This window comes from Micromonospora sp. PRAS1, from assembly GCF_059553435.1.
The window spans coordinates 1-16,709 of the sequence record NZ_JCANNB010000067.1; the positions used below are offsets into that span (position 1 = coordinate 1).

Sequence of the window (16,709 nt, forward strand, 5' to 3'; positions counted from 1 at the left end):
AACGCGCAGGCGATTACGAGTTCGGGGGTGCGGTCGGGGAGCAGGTCGAGCTTGCCGATCCGGCCGGCCGCCCGCACGTCGTCGGCGACCATGGTGAGCTGGTCCAGCAGGGCGGCCGGGCCGAGCGCCTCGGCCAGCGGCACCTCCGCCTTCATGGACAGCTTCCGTTCCGACTTGGCCCGCCGGACCTGCCCCAACGCGTCGGAGGCCAACCGCAGCAGCTGCGGGTCGCCGGTGCCCTGGATCGCCCGACCCACCTCGTACGTGGTGGGCCACGGTGCCCGGTGCACCGAGCCGTACCGCCACCAGGACCAGACCTCCTCGGTGGCGTACGGCAGCACCGGAGCGAAGAGCCGCAGCTGCACCGAGAGCGCGGTGGCCAACGCCGCCCGGGCCGAGTCGGCCCCGGCACCGCTGCCGTAGGCGCGTTCCTTGACCAGCTCGATGTAGTCGTCGCAGAACCGCCAGAAGAACGACTCGGTGGTCTGCAACGCCGCCGTGTGGTCGTACGCCTCGAAGGCGGCGGTGGCCGATCCGACCACTGTGGAGAGTTCGGCGAGCATGGCCCGGTCCAGCGGCTCGGTCGCCGGGGCGCGCAACGCGTCGGCGGCACCCAGGCCGAGGGCGAACCTCGACGCGTTGAGCAGCTTGGTGGCGAGCCGCCGGCCGACCTTGATCTGTGCGGGGTCGAAGGCCAGGTCGGTGCCGGGTCGGCCATTTGCCGACCAGTAGCGCACCGCGTCGGAACCGTGCTGCTCCAGCAGCGCCATCGGGGTGACCACGTTCCCCTTGGACTTGGACATCTTCTTGCGGTCCGGGTCCAGGATCCAGCCGGAGAGCTCGGTGGTCCGCCAGGGCAGCGTGCCGTGTTCCAGGTGCGCCCGGACCACAGTGGCGAAGAGCCAGGTCCGGATGATGTCGTGCCCCTGCGGGCGCAGATCCATCGGGAAGACCCGGCGGAACAGGTCCGGATCGCGTTCCCAACCACCGGCGATCTGCGGGGTCAGCGACGAGGTGGCCCAGGTGTCCAGCACGTCCGGGTCGCCGACGAACCCGCCCGGCACGCCGCGCTGTGACTCGTCGTACCCGGGCGGGGCGTCCTCGGCGGGGTCGATCGGCAGCGCAGACTCGTCCGGCGTGAGAGGCTGGGACCAGTCCGGCTCGCCAGCGTCGTCGAGCCGGTACCACACCGGCACCGGCACCCCGAAGAAACGCTGCCGACTGACCAGCCAGTCGCCGTTCAGGCCGCCCACCCAGTGCTCGTAGCGGTGCCGCATGTGTTCCGGCACCCAGCGCAGCTCCCGCCCCCGGGCCAGCAGCGCCTCGCGCAGCTCGGCGTCGCGGCCGCCGTTGCGCAGATACCACTGCCGGGTCGAGACGATCTCCAACGGCCGGTCGCCCCGCTCGTAGAACTTCACCGGATGGGTGATCGGGCGCGGCTCGCCGACCAGGTCGCCCGCGTCGGCCAGCAACTGCACCACGCTCCGCCGGGCGCCGTTCACGGTCTGCCCGGCCAGCGCCGCGTACGGTCCGCCGGGCACCCCGGCCGGCGGCTCCGGCAGCAGCCGGCCGTCCCGACCGACCACCACCCGGGTGGCCAGGGCCAGCTCCCGCCACCAGGTCACGTCGGTCAGGTCACCGAAGGTGCAGACCATCGCGATGCCGGTGCCCTTGGCCGGGTCCGCCAGCGCGTGCGCGCGCACCGGCACCTCGACCCCGAAGACGGGGGTACGCACAACCGCGCCGACCAGGTCCGCGTACCGCTCGTCGTCGGGGTGGCAGACCAGCGCGACGCAGGCCGGCAGCAGCTCCGGTCGGGTGGTGTCGATAAGCACCTCCCGCCCTCCGGGCCCGTGGAACCGCAGCCGGTGGTACGCGCCGGGCCGTTCCCGCTCCTCCAGCTCGGCCTGGGCCACGGCGGTGGCGAAGCCGACGTCCCAGAGCGTCGGCGCTTCGGCCTGGTACGCCTCGCCCCGCGCCAGGTTGCGCAGGAACGCCCGCTGCGAGGCGGCCCGGGCCGCCGGCCCGATTGTGGTGTACATCAGCGACCAGTCCACCGAGAGCCCGAGCCGCCGCCAGAGCGCCTCGAAGACCTGCTCGTCGGCGAGGGTCAGGCGCTCGCACAGCTCGATGAAGTTGCGCCGGGAGATCGGCGTCGGGTCCTTGCGGGCGGCGTCGTCCACCGGAGCCTCCGGTGCCCGCCAGTCCGGGTCGTACGGCAGGGACGGGTCGCAGCGCACCCCGTAGACGTTCTGCACCCGACGCTCGGTGGGCAGCCCGTTGTCGTCCCAGCCCATCGGGTAGAAGACCATCCGGCCGCGCATCCGCTGGAACCGGGCAACCAGGTCGGTGTGGGTGTACGAGAAGACGTGCCCCATGTGCAGCTCGCCCGATACGGTCGGCGGCGGGGTGTCGATCGCGTACACGTCCGACCGCTCCCTGCTCCGGTCGAACGCGTACGTGCCCTCCTCCTGCCAGCGGCGTGACCAGGTCTCCTCGAGGCCGTCCAGGGTCGGACGCTCGGGGACGCCGGTACGCGCCGTCCGCGCCGTGTCAGTCATCCGTCGATGGTAGGCACCGCCCCGGGGTCGGGCACGGAAATACCGAGCCGCCACTGGTGGTGCAGGGCCGCGTACCGGCCACCGCCGGCGATCAGCTCGGCGGGCGCGCCGTCCTCGACGATCCGGCCGCCGTCGAGGACGAGGACCCGATCGGCGATCTCCACCGTGGAGAGCCGATGCGCGATCACCACCGCCGTCCGGTCGCGCAGGATGGTGCCGAGCGCCTGCTGCACCGCGCGTTCGGTCGGCACGTCCAGCGACGAGGTGGCCTCGTCCAGGATCAGCACCGCCGGATCGGCCAGGAACGCACGGGCGAAGGCGACCAGCTGGCGCTGCCCGGCGGAGAGCCGACCGCCACGTCGGCGTACCTCGGTGGCGTACCCGTCGGGTAGCGCCGCGATGAAGTCGTGCGCGCCGATGGCCCGCGCGGCGGCCGCCACGGCGGCGTCGTCGGCGTCCGGGCGGCCGAACCGGATGTTCTCCGCGACGGTCCCGCCGAACAGGTGCGTCTCCTGGGTGACAAGCACCACCGCCCGGCGCAGCTCGGCGTCGGCGACCTGGCGCAGGTCCACGCCGTCGAGCAGGACCGTGCCGGCGACCGGGTCGTAGAAGCGGGCGATCAGCTTGGCGACTGTGGACTTGCCGGCACCGGTCGGCCCGATCAGCGCCACCGTCTGCCCGGCCGGGATGCTCAGGTCCAGCCCGGTCAGGATCGGCGCCTCCGGCCGGTACCCGAACGAGACCGACCGGAAGGTGACCGCGCCGCCGCCCGGCCCGCCGGTCGCGCCGGCTGCACCGCCGGTAGCGCTGCCCGGCCCGCCGGTTGCGCTGGCTGCACCGCTGGTCGGGCGGCGGGGCAGCGGAACGGGATTAGCCGGCTCGGCGACCTCGGGGCGTTCGTCGAGCACCCCGGCGAGCTTCTCCAGCGCCGCCGTGGCCGATTGCAGCGAGTTGTAGAACTGACTCAGCTCCTGCATCGGTTCGAAGAACCGGCGCAGGTAGAGCAGGAAGGCGGCGAGCACACCGACTGCGATGTGGCCGTCCAGCACCCGGGCGCCGCCGTAGCAGAGCACCACCGCCACCGTGACGTTGCCGATCAGCTTGATCCCCGGCGAGTACGTCGCGATCAGGCGGAACGCGTGCCGGCTGGAGCGGCGGTAGTCGTCGTTTACCGAGGCGAAGATCTCCTGGTTGCGTGGTTCCCGGCGGTACGTCTGCACGGCCCGGATGCCCCGCATCGACTCGACGAAGTGCACGATGACCAGGGCCATCGCCTCGCGGGTGCGCCGGTATGCGGCGGCCGAGGCCCGGGCGAACCAGCGGGAGAGCCAGAACAGCAGCGGGAAGGCGAGCAGCGTGACCGCGGCCAGCGGCAGGTCCAGCCAGAGCAGGATGCCGGCCACCGACACGATCGTCAGAACCGCCATCACCAGGCCCTCGACGCCCCCGTCGGCGAGTTCGGCGATCGAGTCGACGTCGCTGGTAAGGCGGGAGATCATCCGGCCCGAGGTGTAGCGCTCGTGAAAGGCCACCGGTAGCCGCAGGAAGTGCGCGTACACCCGCTGGCGGAGGTCGAGCAGGACGGCCTGGCCGATGCGGGCGGAGAGGGTGAGGAAGCCCCGACGGGCCACGTACTCGACTCCGGTGGCGGCGGCGAACGCCACGGCGACGGCGACCAGCGGGCCGGGTTGACCGGCCCGCAGCGGTTCGATCGCCCGGTCGATGCCGAGCATCACCAGGTACGGCCCGGACATCGCGGCGGCGTTCTGGGCCAGCAGCAGCGCGACCGCACCGCCCAGCCGCCTGCGGTGTGGCCGCAGCACGTCGGCCAGCAGCGCCCGGCTGCGGGCCCGCAGCCGGGCCACCGCCTCCGGGGAGGTCTCCTCGGCCAGGCTGCGGTCGGCGTGCGGATCGGGCGCGATGCCCCGCCACTGGGCGGCGGTCATGAGCGCACCAGCGGGAAATCGTCAGGTGCCGGCTCGACCGGCCTCCGGGGCGCTGGCGCGGCGGCCGGCTCGGCCGTGAGCAGGGCGCGGTACGTCGGCACGGTGGCAAGCAGTTCGGTGTGCGGGCCGACGGCGGTGATCCGGCCGTGTTCCAGCAGCGCGACCCGGTCGGCGAGGTTGATGGTGGAGGGCCGGTGCACCACCAGCAGCGCGGTCATGTCCCGCAGCACCCGCTTCAACGCCGACTCCACCGCCGCCTCGGTGTGCACGTCGAGCGCGGAGAGCGGATCGTCGAGCACGAGCACCGCAGGCCGCACCAGCACCGCGCGGGCCAGCGCCAGCCGCTGCCGCTGGCCGCCGGAGAGCGACAGGCCCTGCTCACCGAGCCGGGTCCGCAACCCCCACGGCAGGTCGTACGCGAACTCGGCCTGGGCCAGCGTGAGCGCCGCCCGTACCTCGTCCTCGCCGGCGTCGGGGCGACCCAGGGTGAGGTTCTCCCAGACCGACATGGAGAAGAGCGTGGGCTCCTCGAAGGCCATCGCGACCAGCTGGCGCAGCGAGGCCAACCGGAGATCGCGCACGTCGTGCCCGTCGAGGGTGAGCCGACCCGTCTCGACGTCGTGCAGCCGGGGTACCAGCGACAGCAGGGTGCTCTTGCCGCTGCCCGTGGCGCCGACCACGGCGAGGGTCTCGCCGGGCTCGACGGTCAGGTCGATGCCGCGCAGCACCGGCGCGGTGGTGCCCGGGTAGCGGAAGGTGACCGCCTCGAAGCGGAGCCGGCCGCGTACCGCCGAGCGCGGCAGGGCGACGGCGTGTGGCGCGTCCACGATGGCCGGCGGGGTGTCCAGCACCTCCTGGATCCGGTCGGCGGCGGTGGCCGCCTCCTGCCCGTTGGCGATGATCCAGCCCAGCGACTGCACCGGCCAGATCAGCATCAGCTGGAGGCTGACGAAGGCGACCAGTTGACCGATGGTGAGCCGCCCCTCGGCGACCGCCGCGGTGCCCGCCACCAGCACGATGCCCAGGGTCAGGTTGGGCACCAGGTCGAGTCGGGCGGAGGTGCGGGCGAGCAGCCGCCCCTTGCCGATCCCGATGTCGTGCAGCTTCCGGGTACCGGCGACGAACCGCTCGGTCAGCTGCGGTCCCCGCCCGTACGCCCGCATGGTGCGCAGCCCCTGCGCGGTCTCCTCGACCAGGGTGGCCACGTCGCCCTGCTGGTCCTGCATCTGCCGGGACGCGGTGTGGTAGTGCCGGCCGAAGCGGCGGGCGATCAGGAACAGCGGCACCGCGCTGGCGGCCACCAGCAGGCCGAGCGCCGGGTGCAGCCGGATCAGCAGCACCACCACGACCAGGTAGGTGACCAGGTTCAGGACGAGGAAGAGCAGGCCGAAGGAGAGGAACCGGCGCAGCACCGACAGGTCGCTGGTGATCCGGGAGAGCAGCTGACCGGAGGGCCACCGGTCGTGGAAGCTGGCCGGCAGCCGCTGGAGGTGGGCGTAGACGTCGTCGCGGATGGCCGCCTCCATGGCCACCGAGGAGGACGACTGCACCCACCGGCGGATGAAGATCAGCAATGCCTCGGCCAGCCCGACCAGCAGCGCGAGCCCGGCCAACTGGAACAGGCCGGCCAGGTCCCGCCGGGCCACCGGTCCGTCGACCACCTGCTGGGCCAGCAGCGGTACGGCGATGCCGGCCCCGGTGGCGGCGAGCCCGGCCAGCATCAGCCAGCCGAACTGCACGGCATGCGGGCGTAGGTAGTGCCGCAGCCGCCAGAGATTACCCAGGGGATGTCGCCCGACGTCGCCACGGCCGGCCGGGCCGCCGTCACTCCGCGCAGCCACCATCCGACGGTATCGGCAAACCGGAGCCGCGCCGCTGTCGGCTTGTTGTCACCAGTCTTGCCTTTTCCGGTGACCGGCCTCATCCGGACGGCTGACGCGCGGCGGCTGGCCTGGGTCGGTGCCAAGATGGGGCCATCGCACTCCTCGACAACTACCGCCAGATCCTGGGTCGGTCGGTGGTCCGCCAACCGGTCGCGGCGGCGTTCGTGGCGCGGCTGCGCGACGGCGGTACGCCGCTGGCCATGGTGCTCACCGCCGAACAGGGCACCGGCTCGTACGTGGTGGCCGGGTTCTCCGCTGGGGCGTTCGGCCTCGCCGCCGCGCTGTCCCGGCCGGTACACGGTCGGTTGCTCGATCGGCTCGGTCAGCGCGTGCTGGTGCTGACCGCGGCCGGTAACAGCCTGGCGATGATCGGCTTTGTCGCTGTCGTCCACATCGGAGTCCCGGCGGTGGTCACCCTCGCCGTCGCGGCGCTGATCGGCCTGCTGCTGCCCGCGCAGGCGGCGGCGCTGCGGGCCCTGCTGCCCGGCCTGGTCGGTCAACGCCTGCGTCCGGCGGCCTACGCGGTGGAGGCCAACGCGCAGGAGTTGACCGCCATCGCCGGCCCGCTCAACGTGGCCCTGCTGGTCGCGTTGCTGTCTCCCGGCGGAGCACTCGCCACGCTGGCCGTCATCGGGCTCGCCGGCACCGTCTGGTACGCCCGCGTACCGGCCGTGCATGGCTGGCGCGGTGCCGCCGGCCCGCCCCGACGTGGCGGCGCGGCAGCGCGCGAGCCTTCGGCCCGGGGGAGCCGGGCACCCGCGTCGGCGATCCGGATCCTGATGCTCGTCGTGCTGAGCATCAGCGTCGTCCTCGGCGTCGTCCAGGTCGCCTTCCCGGCCTTCGCCGACGGTAAGCACGCCGCCCATCTGTCCGGCGTGTTGCTGGCGGCCTTCGCCAGCGGAAGCCTGATCGGCGGCGCCGCCTACGGTGCCGGGCGGTGGCGGTGCAGCAGCGTACGCCAGTTGAGCCTGCTGCTGTCGGCCGTCGCCGTGGGTGTCGCGATGCTCTCCCTGGCCGGCAACATGGTCGTCATGACCGGACTGGCGGTGGTCGCGGGACTCGGCACCGCGCCGGCGTTCGCGGTCACCTTCCTCGCCTGCGACGAGGTGGCCGTGCCGGGCCGTACGGCCGAGTCCTTTACCTGGCTCGGTGCCGCGAACACGGCAGGCTTCGGCCTCGGCGGAGCGGTGGCCGGCATCCTCGTCGAACGGGCCGGTACGGCCGGCACCTTCGTGCTCACGGCAGGCGTGGCGTTGGTCGCCGCCGTCGCCCTCTGGGCCCGACCATCGGGCCTGAGCCCCACGGCCCGATGACAACCGGTCGGCTCAGCGGCCGCGCTGCTCGTGTGCGAGCAGCCATTCCTTCACCGGCAGCCCCCAGCGGTAACCGCCAAGCGTCCCGTCGGTACGCAGCACCCGGTGACAGGGGACGAAGAGGGCGGCGGCGTTGCGGGCGCAGGCCGCCGCGGCGGCGCGAATCGCGGCCGGTCGGCCGGCCAGCGCCGCGTACCCGGTGTAGGTGACCGGCTCGCCCGGCTTCACCTCGCGCAGCACCGCCCAGGCGTGGGTCATGAACGCCCCGCCGCTGTGCTGCTCGACCGGGACCGTGTCGATCGCGGTCAGCTCACCGTCGAGGTACGCCGCGACCGCCCTGGTGACCGGGCCGAGTTCGGCCCGCTGCCGAAGTTCAGCCCGCTGTTGTATTTCGGCCTGCTGTTGTGGTTCGCCGCGCAGGCTCGGGTGGATCAACGGCAGCAGGTTTGCCGGATCGGGGGTGAACCCGGCGGCCCGTACCGCGCCGTCCGGCCCGGCGACGACGCTGAACGGGCCGGCGGGCGTATCGATGGTGACGCTGTCCATGCTCGTGCTCTGCACGCTCTCCTCCAAGGTCGATCTCATGCTGCCTGCTGCGGGCGGGCGCACGCTGCCTGTTGCGGTCCGGTTCACGCTGCCTGTTGCGGTCGGGTTCACGCTGCTCGCCACAGCCGGAGCACCGCGTACGAGCGCCAGGGGCGCCAGCGGGCGGCGTCCCCGTCGAGGGTCTTCGGGTCGTCGGGCAGGCCGAGGGCGGCGGCACCGCGGCGCACCGCGAGGTCGGTGGAGAGGAACTCGTCGGGATCACCGAGGGCGCGCATCGCCACGTAGCCGGCCGTCCACGGCCCGACCCCGGGGATCGCCAGCAACCGTCGCACGGTCTCCTTCCGGTCCCCACCCGGCGCCAACTCCAACTCGCCGTCCACGACCGCCCGAGCCACCCCCCGGATCGCCTCCCGCCGCCGGCTGTCCATCCGAAACGCCGAGTCCGGCACCCCCAACACCTCTTCCGCACCCGGAAACCCCCGCACAGGCGCGCCCTTGACCCCGTTGATCAAGAGGTTTGCGTCATCCGTGGCGCTGTTCCCGACCAGAACCTCTTGATCAACAGCGTTCGGGGTGGCGGGTAGGTGGGTCAGGAGGTGGGTGAGGGTGGTGCGGGCGGAGGCCAGGGAGACCTGCTGGGTGGCGATGGCGCGTACCGCCATCTCGAAGCCGTCGACCGCGCGCGGGACACGTACGCCGGGCTCCGCCGCCACCGCCGGGGCCAGCGCCGGATCGGCGGCGAGGGTCTGGTCGACGGCGACCGGATCCGCGTCGAGATCGAACAGGCGCCGGCAGCGGGCCACGGCGGGGGACAGGTCACGCAGGTCGGTCAGGCGCAGCGTCGCCGCCACGTACCCGTCCGCCGGGGTCAGGGCGGCCTCGCCGGTACCGTTCGGCAACCGCAACCCCCGGCGGTACGTCCCGTCGCGTACCTCGTCCACCCCGGGCAGCGTGCGTCGGGCGAGGAAGTCGAGGAGCGCGGCGGCGTGCAGCGGCGGGCGGTACGCCAGGCGCAGGCTGACCGTGCCCGCCCCGCCGATCGTGCCCCGGCGCCCCGCCCGCAACTGCGACGGGGCCACCCCGTAGACCTCGCGGACGGTGTCGTTGAACTGCCGGACACTGCCGAATCCGGCGGCGAAGGCGACCTCGGCCAACCCCAGCCCGGTGGACTCGATGAGCGTCCGGGCGGTCTGCGCGCGTTGGGCCCGGGCCAGCGCCAGCGGTCCCGCCCCGAGTTCCGCCCGGAGCATCCGATGCAGGTGCCGCTCGGTGTACCCGAGCCGAGCCGCCAGCCCCGGTACCCCGTCCCGGTCGACCACCCCGTCGGCGATCAGCCGCATGGCCCGCCCCACCACATCGGCGCGGACGTCCCACTGCGGTGAGCCGGGCGAGGCGTCCGGCCGGCACCGCCGGCAGGCCCGTAGCCCCGCGCCCTGCGCCGCCGCCGCAGAGGGAAAAAACCGGACGTTCTGCCGCTTCGGCGTCATCGCCGGACAGGACGGCCGGCAGTAGATCCCGGTCGAGGTCACGCCCGTGTAGAACCACCCGTCGAACCGCTGGTCGCGGCTGTCGACGGCCCGGTAACACCGCTCAAAGTCCAACTCCACACCACCGATGATGCGCCCACCCCGACCCCCCAGCTGGCGGTTTTCGGACCTGGCTGTAAGGAAGGGCCCCCTGTTAACGCCTGCGGTAGAGGAAGGGCCCCTTATTAACAACCCGACATCCGAGCCTCGCGCGGCCGGCGGTGCCGAGCGGCGGTGCCGAGCGCCGGTGGGTGCCGGGCGGGAAAGTGTCGGTTGTGGTCGGTAGCGTGCGGCCACCAACTGAAGAAGGGGTACGGCGATGGCGAGCGTGGCGGGTCGGGTGGCGGCGTCGAGGGACGGGCACCCACCGCTGGACACAGCCGTGCTCCAGGGCTTCTACGACCGGATGCGGGCGGTGGCACCCGCCGCGGTCGGTGCCATCGAGCGGGACCGCGCCGACGACCCGGGCCGGGCCTTCGACGACACCGCCTGCGGCCGGCTGCTGCGCTCCCTGACACCCGATGGCGTACGGGCACTGGGCATGTGGGTGCACCACTGGTGCATGCGCTTCTACGACGACGACACCCGGGCCGGGCTGCGACTGCTCCGGGAGATCGCCCGCCGGCCGGAGCTGGGCTGGACGGTCGACGAGGTCCGCTGGATGCTCCGCGAGTCGCACACGGCCGGTCCCGCCGCGGAAGCCCGCTTCGCCCTGCCGCTGGCCGCCGCTGCCGAGCTGGCTCCCGGCGCGTTGCCGCTGGCCGCCGCTGCCGAGCTGGCTCCCGGCGCGCTGCCGCTGGCCGCCGCCGGCGAGCTGGCTCCCGGTGCCCTGCCGTTGGCCGCCGCCGGCGAGCTGGCTCCCGGTGCCCTGCCGCTGGCCATCGCCGGCGAGCTGGCTCCCGGCGGGCTGCCGCTGGCCGCCGCTGCCGAGCTGGCTCCCGGCGGGCTGCCGTTGGCCGATGGTGTCGAGCTGACCCACCGCTGCCCGTGATCGTCGGGTAGCGGCGTAAGCTGGCTCGTCGTGAGTCTCACCATCGGCATCGTCGGCCTGCCCAACGTCGGCAAGAGCACCCTGTTCAACGCGCTCACCAAGAACGACGTGCTCGCCGCGAACTACCCGTTCGCGACGATCGAGCCAAACGTCGGGGTGGTCGGGCTGCCGGATGAGCGGCTGGAGAAGCTGGCCGAGATCTTCAGCTCGCAGAAGGTGATCCCCGCCCCGGTGTCGTTCGTCGACATCGCCGGGCTGGTGCGCGGCGCTTCCAAGGGCCAGGGGCGGGGCAACGCCTTCCTGGCCAACATCCGCGACGCCTCGGCGATCTGCCAGGTCGTCCGCGCCTTCTCCGACCCGAACGTGGTGCACGTCGACGGCAAGGTCTCGCCGGCCGACGACATCGAGACGATCAACACCGAGTTGATCCTCGCCGACCTTCAGACGCTTGAGAAGGCGCTGCCCCGGCTGGAGAAGGAGGCCAAGCTCCGCAAGGACCGGGCCGCCGCCGTCGCCGCCGCGAAGGCCGCCGTCGAGGTGCTGGACAACGGCACCACCCTGTACGCGGGTGCCGCAGCTGCCAAGATCGAGCTGGACCACCTGCGCGAGCTGCACCTGCTCACCACCAAGCCGTTCCTCTACGTCTTCAACGTCGACGAGGCGGAGCTGAACAACGCCGAGTTCCTCGACGAGTTGCGGGCTCTTGTCGCCCCGGCCGAGGCGGTCTTCATGGACGCCAAAATCGAGTCCGAGCTGGTGGACCTGCCCGAGGAAGAGGCCCGCGAGCTGCTGGAGTCGATCGGGCAGTCCGAGCCGGGGCTGGACCAGTTGGTTCGGGTCGGCTTCCGCACGCTCGGGCTCCAGACGTACCTCACCGCCGGGCCCAAGGAGGCGCGGGCCTGGACGGTTCCGATCGGCGCGACCGCGCCGGAGGCCGCCGGGGTGATCCACTCCGACTTCCAGCGCGGCTTCATCAAGGCCGAGGTCGTCTCCTACGCCGACCTGGTCGAGGCTGGTTCGATGGCGGCGGCCAAGGCGGCGGGCAAGGTCCGCATCGAGGGCAAGGAGTACGTCATGCAGGACGGCGACGTGGTCGAGTTCCGCTTCAACGTCTGAGGTCGACCGCATGCTGATCCGCGACGCCCGGGACGACGACTGGCCCCTGATCTATCCCTTCTTCAGCACGATCGTCGCGCAGGGGCAGAGCTACGCATATCCGGAGGGCCTGACCCTGGAGCAGGCTCGCGGCTGGTGGATGGAGCCGCCGCCGGGGCGCACCGTCGTCGCGGTGGACGGTGCGACGATCCTGGGCAGCGCCAAGATGCACCCGAACCGGCCTGGTCGGGGCGCTCACGTGGCGACGGCCAGCTTCATGGTCGATCCGCAGCACTCCGGTCGTGGCGTCGGCCGCGCCCTCGGCGAGCACGTCGTCGACTGGGCGCGTACGACCGGATACCACAGCATCCAGTTCAACGCGGTGGTCGAGACGAACGAAGCCGCGGTGCGGCTCTGGCGATCGCTCGGCTTCCAGGTGCTCGCCACCGTTCCGCAGGCGTTCGACCATCCCGAGCATGGCCTGGTCGGGCTGCACGTGATGTTCCTGGACCTGACCACGCCCGCCGGCTGAGGGCGCTGCCGCCTCCGCCCGACCGGCGAGTCCGACCGGCGAGTCCGACCGGCGAGTCCGACCGGCCACAGGGGACCGCTGGGCGGTGGCGGGTTGCTGTATGGTGACGCGGTCATCGACGTAGATCCACGGGGGTTCCACGGCCATGCGTCCTTCTGCCCTGCTCGCCGTGAGCGCCGTACTCCTCGCGGCTGGCCTGCTCACCACACCGGCCGCCGCAGCGGCCCCGGCGGAGTCGACGTCCGACTCGGCGAAGCTCGCCGCCGGCACCGAAGAGCTTCCGGCGGTTGATGGTCGCCGTAGCCACCGGGTCGGCCGGGGTGAGCAGGTGCCGGCCCTGCTCGGGGTGACGAACATCGGGGACGCACCGGTCGACGGCCTGGTCGTCCACGTCCGGATTCTGGACGATCTCGCCTACACGAAGACGTATGAGAACTGCTGGTACGCCTTCTGGACCAACCAGAGTTCGGCCTGGTGCGAATTCAACGCGGAACTGGCCCCGGGCGAGAGCCTGGCGGCGCTGGGGCTGGGCATCGCTACCATCCCGAACGCCAAGCCGGAGGACATCTCGCCGATCATCCACCGCTGGTACAGCAAGGCGGAGATCGATGGGCGCGGCGGCATCCAGCAGGTGGCCGACGGCTCGGCTTACCCGCCTGGCAAGGCGGTCCGGGGCACGGGCGCCCCGCTGACCCTGAGCACCCCGTCCGTGCCGCTGGTGGGGCTGGAGCCGCCGAACCCGCTCGGCTTTGTCGACGTCGTACTCGTCCTGCCGGCCACCCCGACGCCCACGGCCACGCCGACCGCGACCGCGCCGCCCACGGCCACGCCGACCGCGCCGCCGACGGTGACGCCCAGCGCCACCCCGACCGGTACGCCGACCGATGTTCCCTCGGCCAGCCCGGGCGTTCCCGGCGAGGACGACGGCCAGGGCGGCGGACTGCCGGTGACCGGTACGCAGACCGCGACCGTGGCCGGCGTGGGCGGCGGGTTGCTGCTCCTCGGTGGCGCCGCGTACCTGATCGCCCGCCGTCGCCGGACCACCTTCGTCGCGTAGGCCCCTCGGGGCGGGCCGCACAATCGTCGGCGCTGGCTCCCGGATGGCCTGGTCAGCCCTTGCGGAGGGCGTCGTCGACGCCGGTCTCCCGGCGCCCGAGGTGCACCGGGTCACGGCCGGAGAGCACGTCCAACGCGGCCTTCACGCTGGCGCCGTACTCGCGGGCGGAGGCGAACTGCCAGGTCCGGTCGAACTCCCGGGCCGTCTCGTCGCCGACACCGATGGCGTCCACGCCGAGGTGCCGGCAGACGGTGACGGCCCGGGCCAGGTGGAACTGCTGGGTGACCACGGTCGCCCGCTCCACGCCGAAGATCCGCTTGGCGCGGGCACACGAGTCGTACGTGTCGAAGCCGGCGTGGTCCAGCACCACCTTGTCGGCGGGTACGCCCCGCTCGACAAGCCAACGCTGCATCGCCTCGGGCTCGTTGTAGTCGGCGTGCATGTTGTCGCCGGAGACCAGGATCGCCTGGACCTTGCCGGTGGCGTACAGCTCGCGGGCGATCTCCAGCCGGGCGCTGAGGAACGGGGCCGGGGTGCCGTCCGGCTGGACCCGGGTGCCCAGCACCAGGGCGACCGGCGTCTCCGGCGCGCCCTGCGTGGTGAACATCCGGCCTTCGGCGCCGGAGCGGATCCAGCTCACGCTGGCCCAACTGGCGCCGGTCAGCAGCAGCGCACCGAGCACAGCCGCCAGCGCCGCCCGCCGTAACCAGCGCCCTCGGCCGTTTTCCCGGACCCGGCGCAGCCTGGCCAGCACAGCGGTACGGATCGACATGTCGATCATTGTCTCAGGCAACCGCCATGTCGGCCGGCAGCGTCTGCACCCCGCAACGCCGGCAGGGCGCGTCCTGTGCTAACTTCTGCCGCAGCGTCGCGTGTCGGTGGCAGACCGTGTCAGGCATGGAGGCGCCGGATCGAAGGGATTCGACGGTGATGATCGTCGTACCTTCGCCCGTCACCTGTGGGTGAGGGCGAGCAGACCAGGCTGGTGGCCTGGAGCCATGAGTTGCGCCGGGTGCACGCCAGACTCCGCGAAGCGTTGACCGTGACCAGGGAGGCCCTGGCCGACGGTGTGCCGGCCGAGCCGGCGACCAGAGATCTGTTGTTGTTCTGTCACGGGTTCTGCGCTGCCCTGAACGCCCATCACGAGGGCGAGGACCGTGACCTGTTCCCCGCGATCGCCGAGCAGCACCCCGAACTGCGGGACACGCTGCGCTACTTGCAGCAGGACCATTCGATGATCGCGCACCTGCTGGGCGGGCTCCAGGCGGCGGTGGCGCGGGCCGCCCCGCCCGAGGAGTTGAACCGGCACCTGGAAGGGGTGGCCGCCATCATGGAGTCCCACTTCCGCTACGAAGAACGCCAACTCCTGACGGTCCTGGAAACCCTGCACCTCCCCGCCGACCCCGCCACCGTGCTCGGCCCACTCTGAGATCCTGGTACGGGAGGGCCCCCGGGAGGGCGCTCCCGTACCAGGATTCCCTCAGTTGATTCGGTAGAGGGAGATGTGGGAGGGGCTTTCACTGGTGAAGGGGGTGCGGTGCCAGTCGGCGTACCGTTCGGCCAGGTGGAGGCCGGCGTCGGCCGCCATCTCGTCGATCTGCTCCGGCCACATGTACCGCATGGCGAACGGGTGCAGGCGCACCCCCGTACCGTCGAAGGTGATGGTCTGCCGCAGGAAGGTCTGCGCCGCCCGGTCGTACTTGTGCAACCTGATGGTGGCCGACTCCTCGGTCACATCCCGCATCTGGATCTGCTCGTCCCGGTCGAAGTCCGCCTCGTTCGGCACGAACGTCTCGATGACGAACGCGCCGCCGGGCTTCAGCACCCGCGCGACGTTGCGGAAACAATCCGCCTGCCGCTCGGCCCGAACCAGGTTGAACAGCGTGTTGAAGACCAGAAACACCATGCTGTACGGCCCGCCGGGCGCTGGCACGTCCGCCATGTCGCCCACCGCCACCGGAATGGCCTCGCCGCCAGGCTTCTCACGCATCTTCGCGACCATGGCCGCCGAGCCCTCGACCCCCTCCACGGCGATGCCGCGAGCGGCGAGCGGAACGGCGACCCGACCGGTGCCGCTGGCCAACTCCAGCACCGGACCGGCCCCGTCCCCGACCAACTCGGCGAGGAACTCAACCGCCGGCTCCGGGTCGGGCAGCCCGCCAGGTTGGTCGTAGGTGTCGGCCCAGTAGCGGCCAAAATGCCCCGGATCATCGAAGACCGACATCAGCGGCCCCCGTCGCAACTACCAGCGCCGCGCGGCGCCCACACTTTCCACGTACGCACAAAGCCTCGATTCGATGAAGTCGGAAACGGATGCTCGCTGGACCTGCGTCGCTGCGTGCCTCATGTCGCCACTCCCTCCACTCGACCGGCTTCGAGCCGGTGCGCTCGGCTCACCCCACCCAACCCCCATCGATGCCCCCCCAGCAACCCCTTTACCCGCCCCTGGCGCACCGTGACGCGGGGCACCCCGGGCGATCCAGCCCTCATGAGGGCCGAAATCGTCCAAGATTGCCTGCCGACGAGGCGTGGCCGTTCGGGCGGTAGCCGGGGAGATCATTGACGGCGGAAACTGTCCACTGTGAAGGCTTTCGTGGGGGTGACTGACGAGGCGTGGTTCCGCTTCCTGGCGGAGCGCCCGCAGCTCAGTGAGGTCAACTTCTGGCGACCGGGTGGAGGCTCGTTCCGGGCCCTGACGCCGGGGGAGCCCTTTCTCTTCAAGGCGCACTACCCGCTCAACCGAATCGTCGGCGGCGGCTTCTTCAGCGGCTTCGAGCGGCTGCGGATCTCGGAAGCCTGGGAGTTGTTTGGCGAAGCGAACGGCACCGCCAGCCTCGATGAACTGAGGCGCAGAGTCGGCCGATACCGCAGGCAGCCGATCGAGCCGGGCGAAGATCCCTTCATCGGTTGCATCTTCGTCCGGGACACCGTCTTCTTCCCCGGCGGATCGATGGCCGGCCCGCCGCCCGGGTTCGCCGCCAACCTGGTGCAGGGGAAGACCTATGACCTCGCTGCTGTGGAGACTGCGGAATTCTTCAACCCGCTGATCGGTCGCCTGCTGGGGGCGACGTTCGAGGTTGATCTGACCGAGCCGTGGCACCGCCCGGGACCGGTTTATGGTGACCCGAGGCTGGTGCCGCAGCGCCTCGGCCAGCAGTCGTTCAAGGCGGTCGTGCTCGGCGCTTATGGCCGCCGCTGCGCCATCACCGGCAACAAGGTCCAACCGGTCTTGCAGGCCGCGCACATCCGCCCGTTGCCC

Annotated in this window: 13 protein-coding genes and 1 pseudogene; 7 read left to right on the top strand and 7 right to left on the bottom strand. The window is 72.1% G+C overall.

The genetic code is table 11. The features are described from left to right. The 3 genes from valS to AC507J_RS31685 form a co-directional block, all read right to left on the bottom strand. A partial coding sequence (gene valS, locus AC507J_RS31675; RefSeq protein ID WP_496294153.1) for a valine--tRNA ligase occupies positions 1-2,561 on the bottom strand: 2,561 nt, incomplete at its 3' end. Continuing rightward, on the bottom strand, positions 2,558-4,507 hold the full coding sequence (locus AC507J_RS31680) for an ABC transporter ATP-binding protein (protein WP_496294155.1): 1,950 nt from the start codon (positions 4,505-4,507) through the stop codon (positions 2,558-2,560). The genes AC507J_RS31680 and valS, both read right to left, overlap by 4 nt. Then, a complete protein-coding gene (locus AC507J_RS31685; RefSeq protein ID WP_496294157.1) occupies positions 4,504-6,348 on the bottom strand; it encodes an ABC transporter ATP-binding protein in 1,845 nt (614 codons plus the stop codon). Before AC507J_RS31685 ends, AC507J_RS31680 begins: the two co-directional genes overlap by 4 nt. Positions 6,349-6,524: 176 nt before the next feature. On the opposite strand from AC507J_RS31685, the gene AC507J_RS31690 reads away from it, so the two are divergent. Further along, positions 6,525-7,703 carry an MFS transporter gene (locus tag AC507J_RS31690; protein WP_496294159.1) on the top strand — a complete coding sequence of 393 codons (1,179 nt, stop codon included), beginning with the start codon at positions 6,525-6,527 and terminating at the stop codon, positions 7,701-7,703. Between the two features lie 12 nt (positions 7,704-7,715). On the opposite strand, the gene AC507J_RS31695 is transcribed toward AC507J_RS31690, so the two are convergent. Then, positions 7,716-8,288 carry a methylated-DNA--[protein]-cysteine S-methyltransferase gene (locus AC507J_RS31695; protein WP_496294161.1) on the bottom strand — a complete coding sequence of 191 codons (573 nt, stop codon included), beginning with the start codon at positions 8,286-8,288 and terminating at the stop codon, positions 7,716-7,718. A gap of 68 nt (positions 8,289-8,356) precedes the next feature. Next, positions 8,357-9,856: a DNA-3-methyladenine glycosylase 2 family protein gene (locus tag AC507J_RS31700; RefSeq protein ID WP_496294163.1), complete on the bottom strand. Its 1,500-nt coding sequence runs from the start codon at positions 9,854-9,856 to the stop codon at positions 8,357-8,359. Between the two features lie 238 nt (positions 9,857-10,094). Here AC507J_RS31700 and AC507J_RS31705 point away from each other — a divergent pair. From AC507J_RS31705 to AC507J_RS31720, 4 genes and pseudogenes are all read left to right on the top strand, one after another. Beyond that, positions 10,095-10,523, top strand: a pseudogene (locus AC507J_RS31705) (hypothetical protein); the annotation flags it as partial. 273 nt (positions 10,524-10,796) lie between these two features. Further along, positions 10,797-11,882: a redox-regulated ATPase YchF gene (gene ychF, locus AC507J_RS31710; protein ID WP_341717536.1), complete on the top strand. Its 1,086-nt coding sequence runs from the start codon at positions 10,797-10,799 to the stop codon at positions 11,880-11,882. A gap of 10 nt (positions 11,883-11,892) precedes the next feature. Continuing rightward, positions 11,893-12,393, top strand: coding sequence for a GNAT family N-acetyltransferase (locus tag AC507J_RS31715; RefSeq protein WP_496294165.1), 501 nt, complete (start codon positions 11,893-11,895; stop codon positions 12,391-12,393). Between the two features lie 145 nt (positions 12,394-12,538). Further along, complete coding sequence (locus tag AC507J_RS31720) at positions 12,539-13,450, top strand: LPXTG cell wall anchor domain-containing protein (protein WP_496294167.1); 912 nt, start codon at positions 12,539-12,541, stop codon at positions 13,448-13,450. A gap of 52 nt (positions 13,451-13,502) precedes the next feature. Here AC507J_RS31720 and AC507J_RS31725 read toward each other — a convergent pair whose 3' ends face one another. After that, positions 13,503-14,222: a SanA/YdcF family protein gene (locus AC507J_RS31725; RefSeq protein WP_496294169.1), complete on the bottom strand. Its 720-nt coding sequence runs from the start codon at positions 14,220-14,222 to the stop codon at positions 13,503-13,505. Positions 14,223-14,408: 186 nt separating this feature from the next. On the opposite strand from AC507J_RS31725, the gene AC507J_RS31730 reads away from it, so the two are divergent. Then, the gene (locus AC507J_RS31730) at positions 14,409-14,879 is read left to right on the top strand and encodes a hemerythrin domain-containing protein (protein WP_496294171.1); all 471 of its coding nucleotides are present in this window, start codon (positions 14,409-14,411) and stop codon (positions 14,877-14,879) included. Positions 14,880-14,930: 51 nt separating this feature from the next. Here the strand turns inward: AC507J_RS31730 and AC507J_RS31735 are convergent, their stop codons facing one another. Continuing rightward, positions 14,931-15,674, bottom strand: a complete 744-nt coding sequence (locus AC507J_RS31735; RefSeq protein ID WP_496294173.1) for a class I SAM-dependent DNA methyltransferase — start codon at positions 15,672-15,674, stop codon at positions 14,931-14,933. Between the two features lie 357 nt (positions 15,675-16,031). Between AC507J_RS31735 and AC507J_RS31740 the strand changes: the two genes are divergently transcribed. Then, positions 16,032-16,709, top strand: a 678-nt coding sequence (locus AC507J_RS31740; RefSeq protein WP_496294175.1) for an HNH endonuclease, incomplete at its 3' end; no start/stop codon positions are given.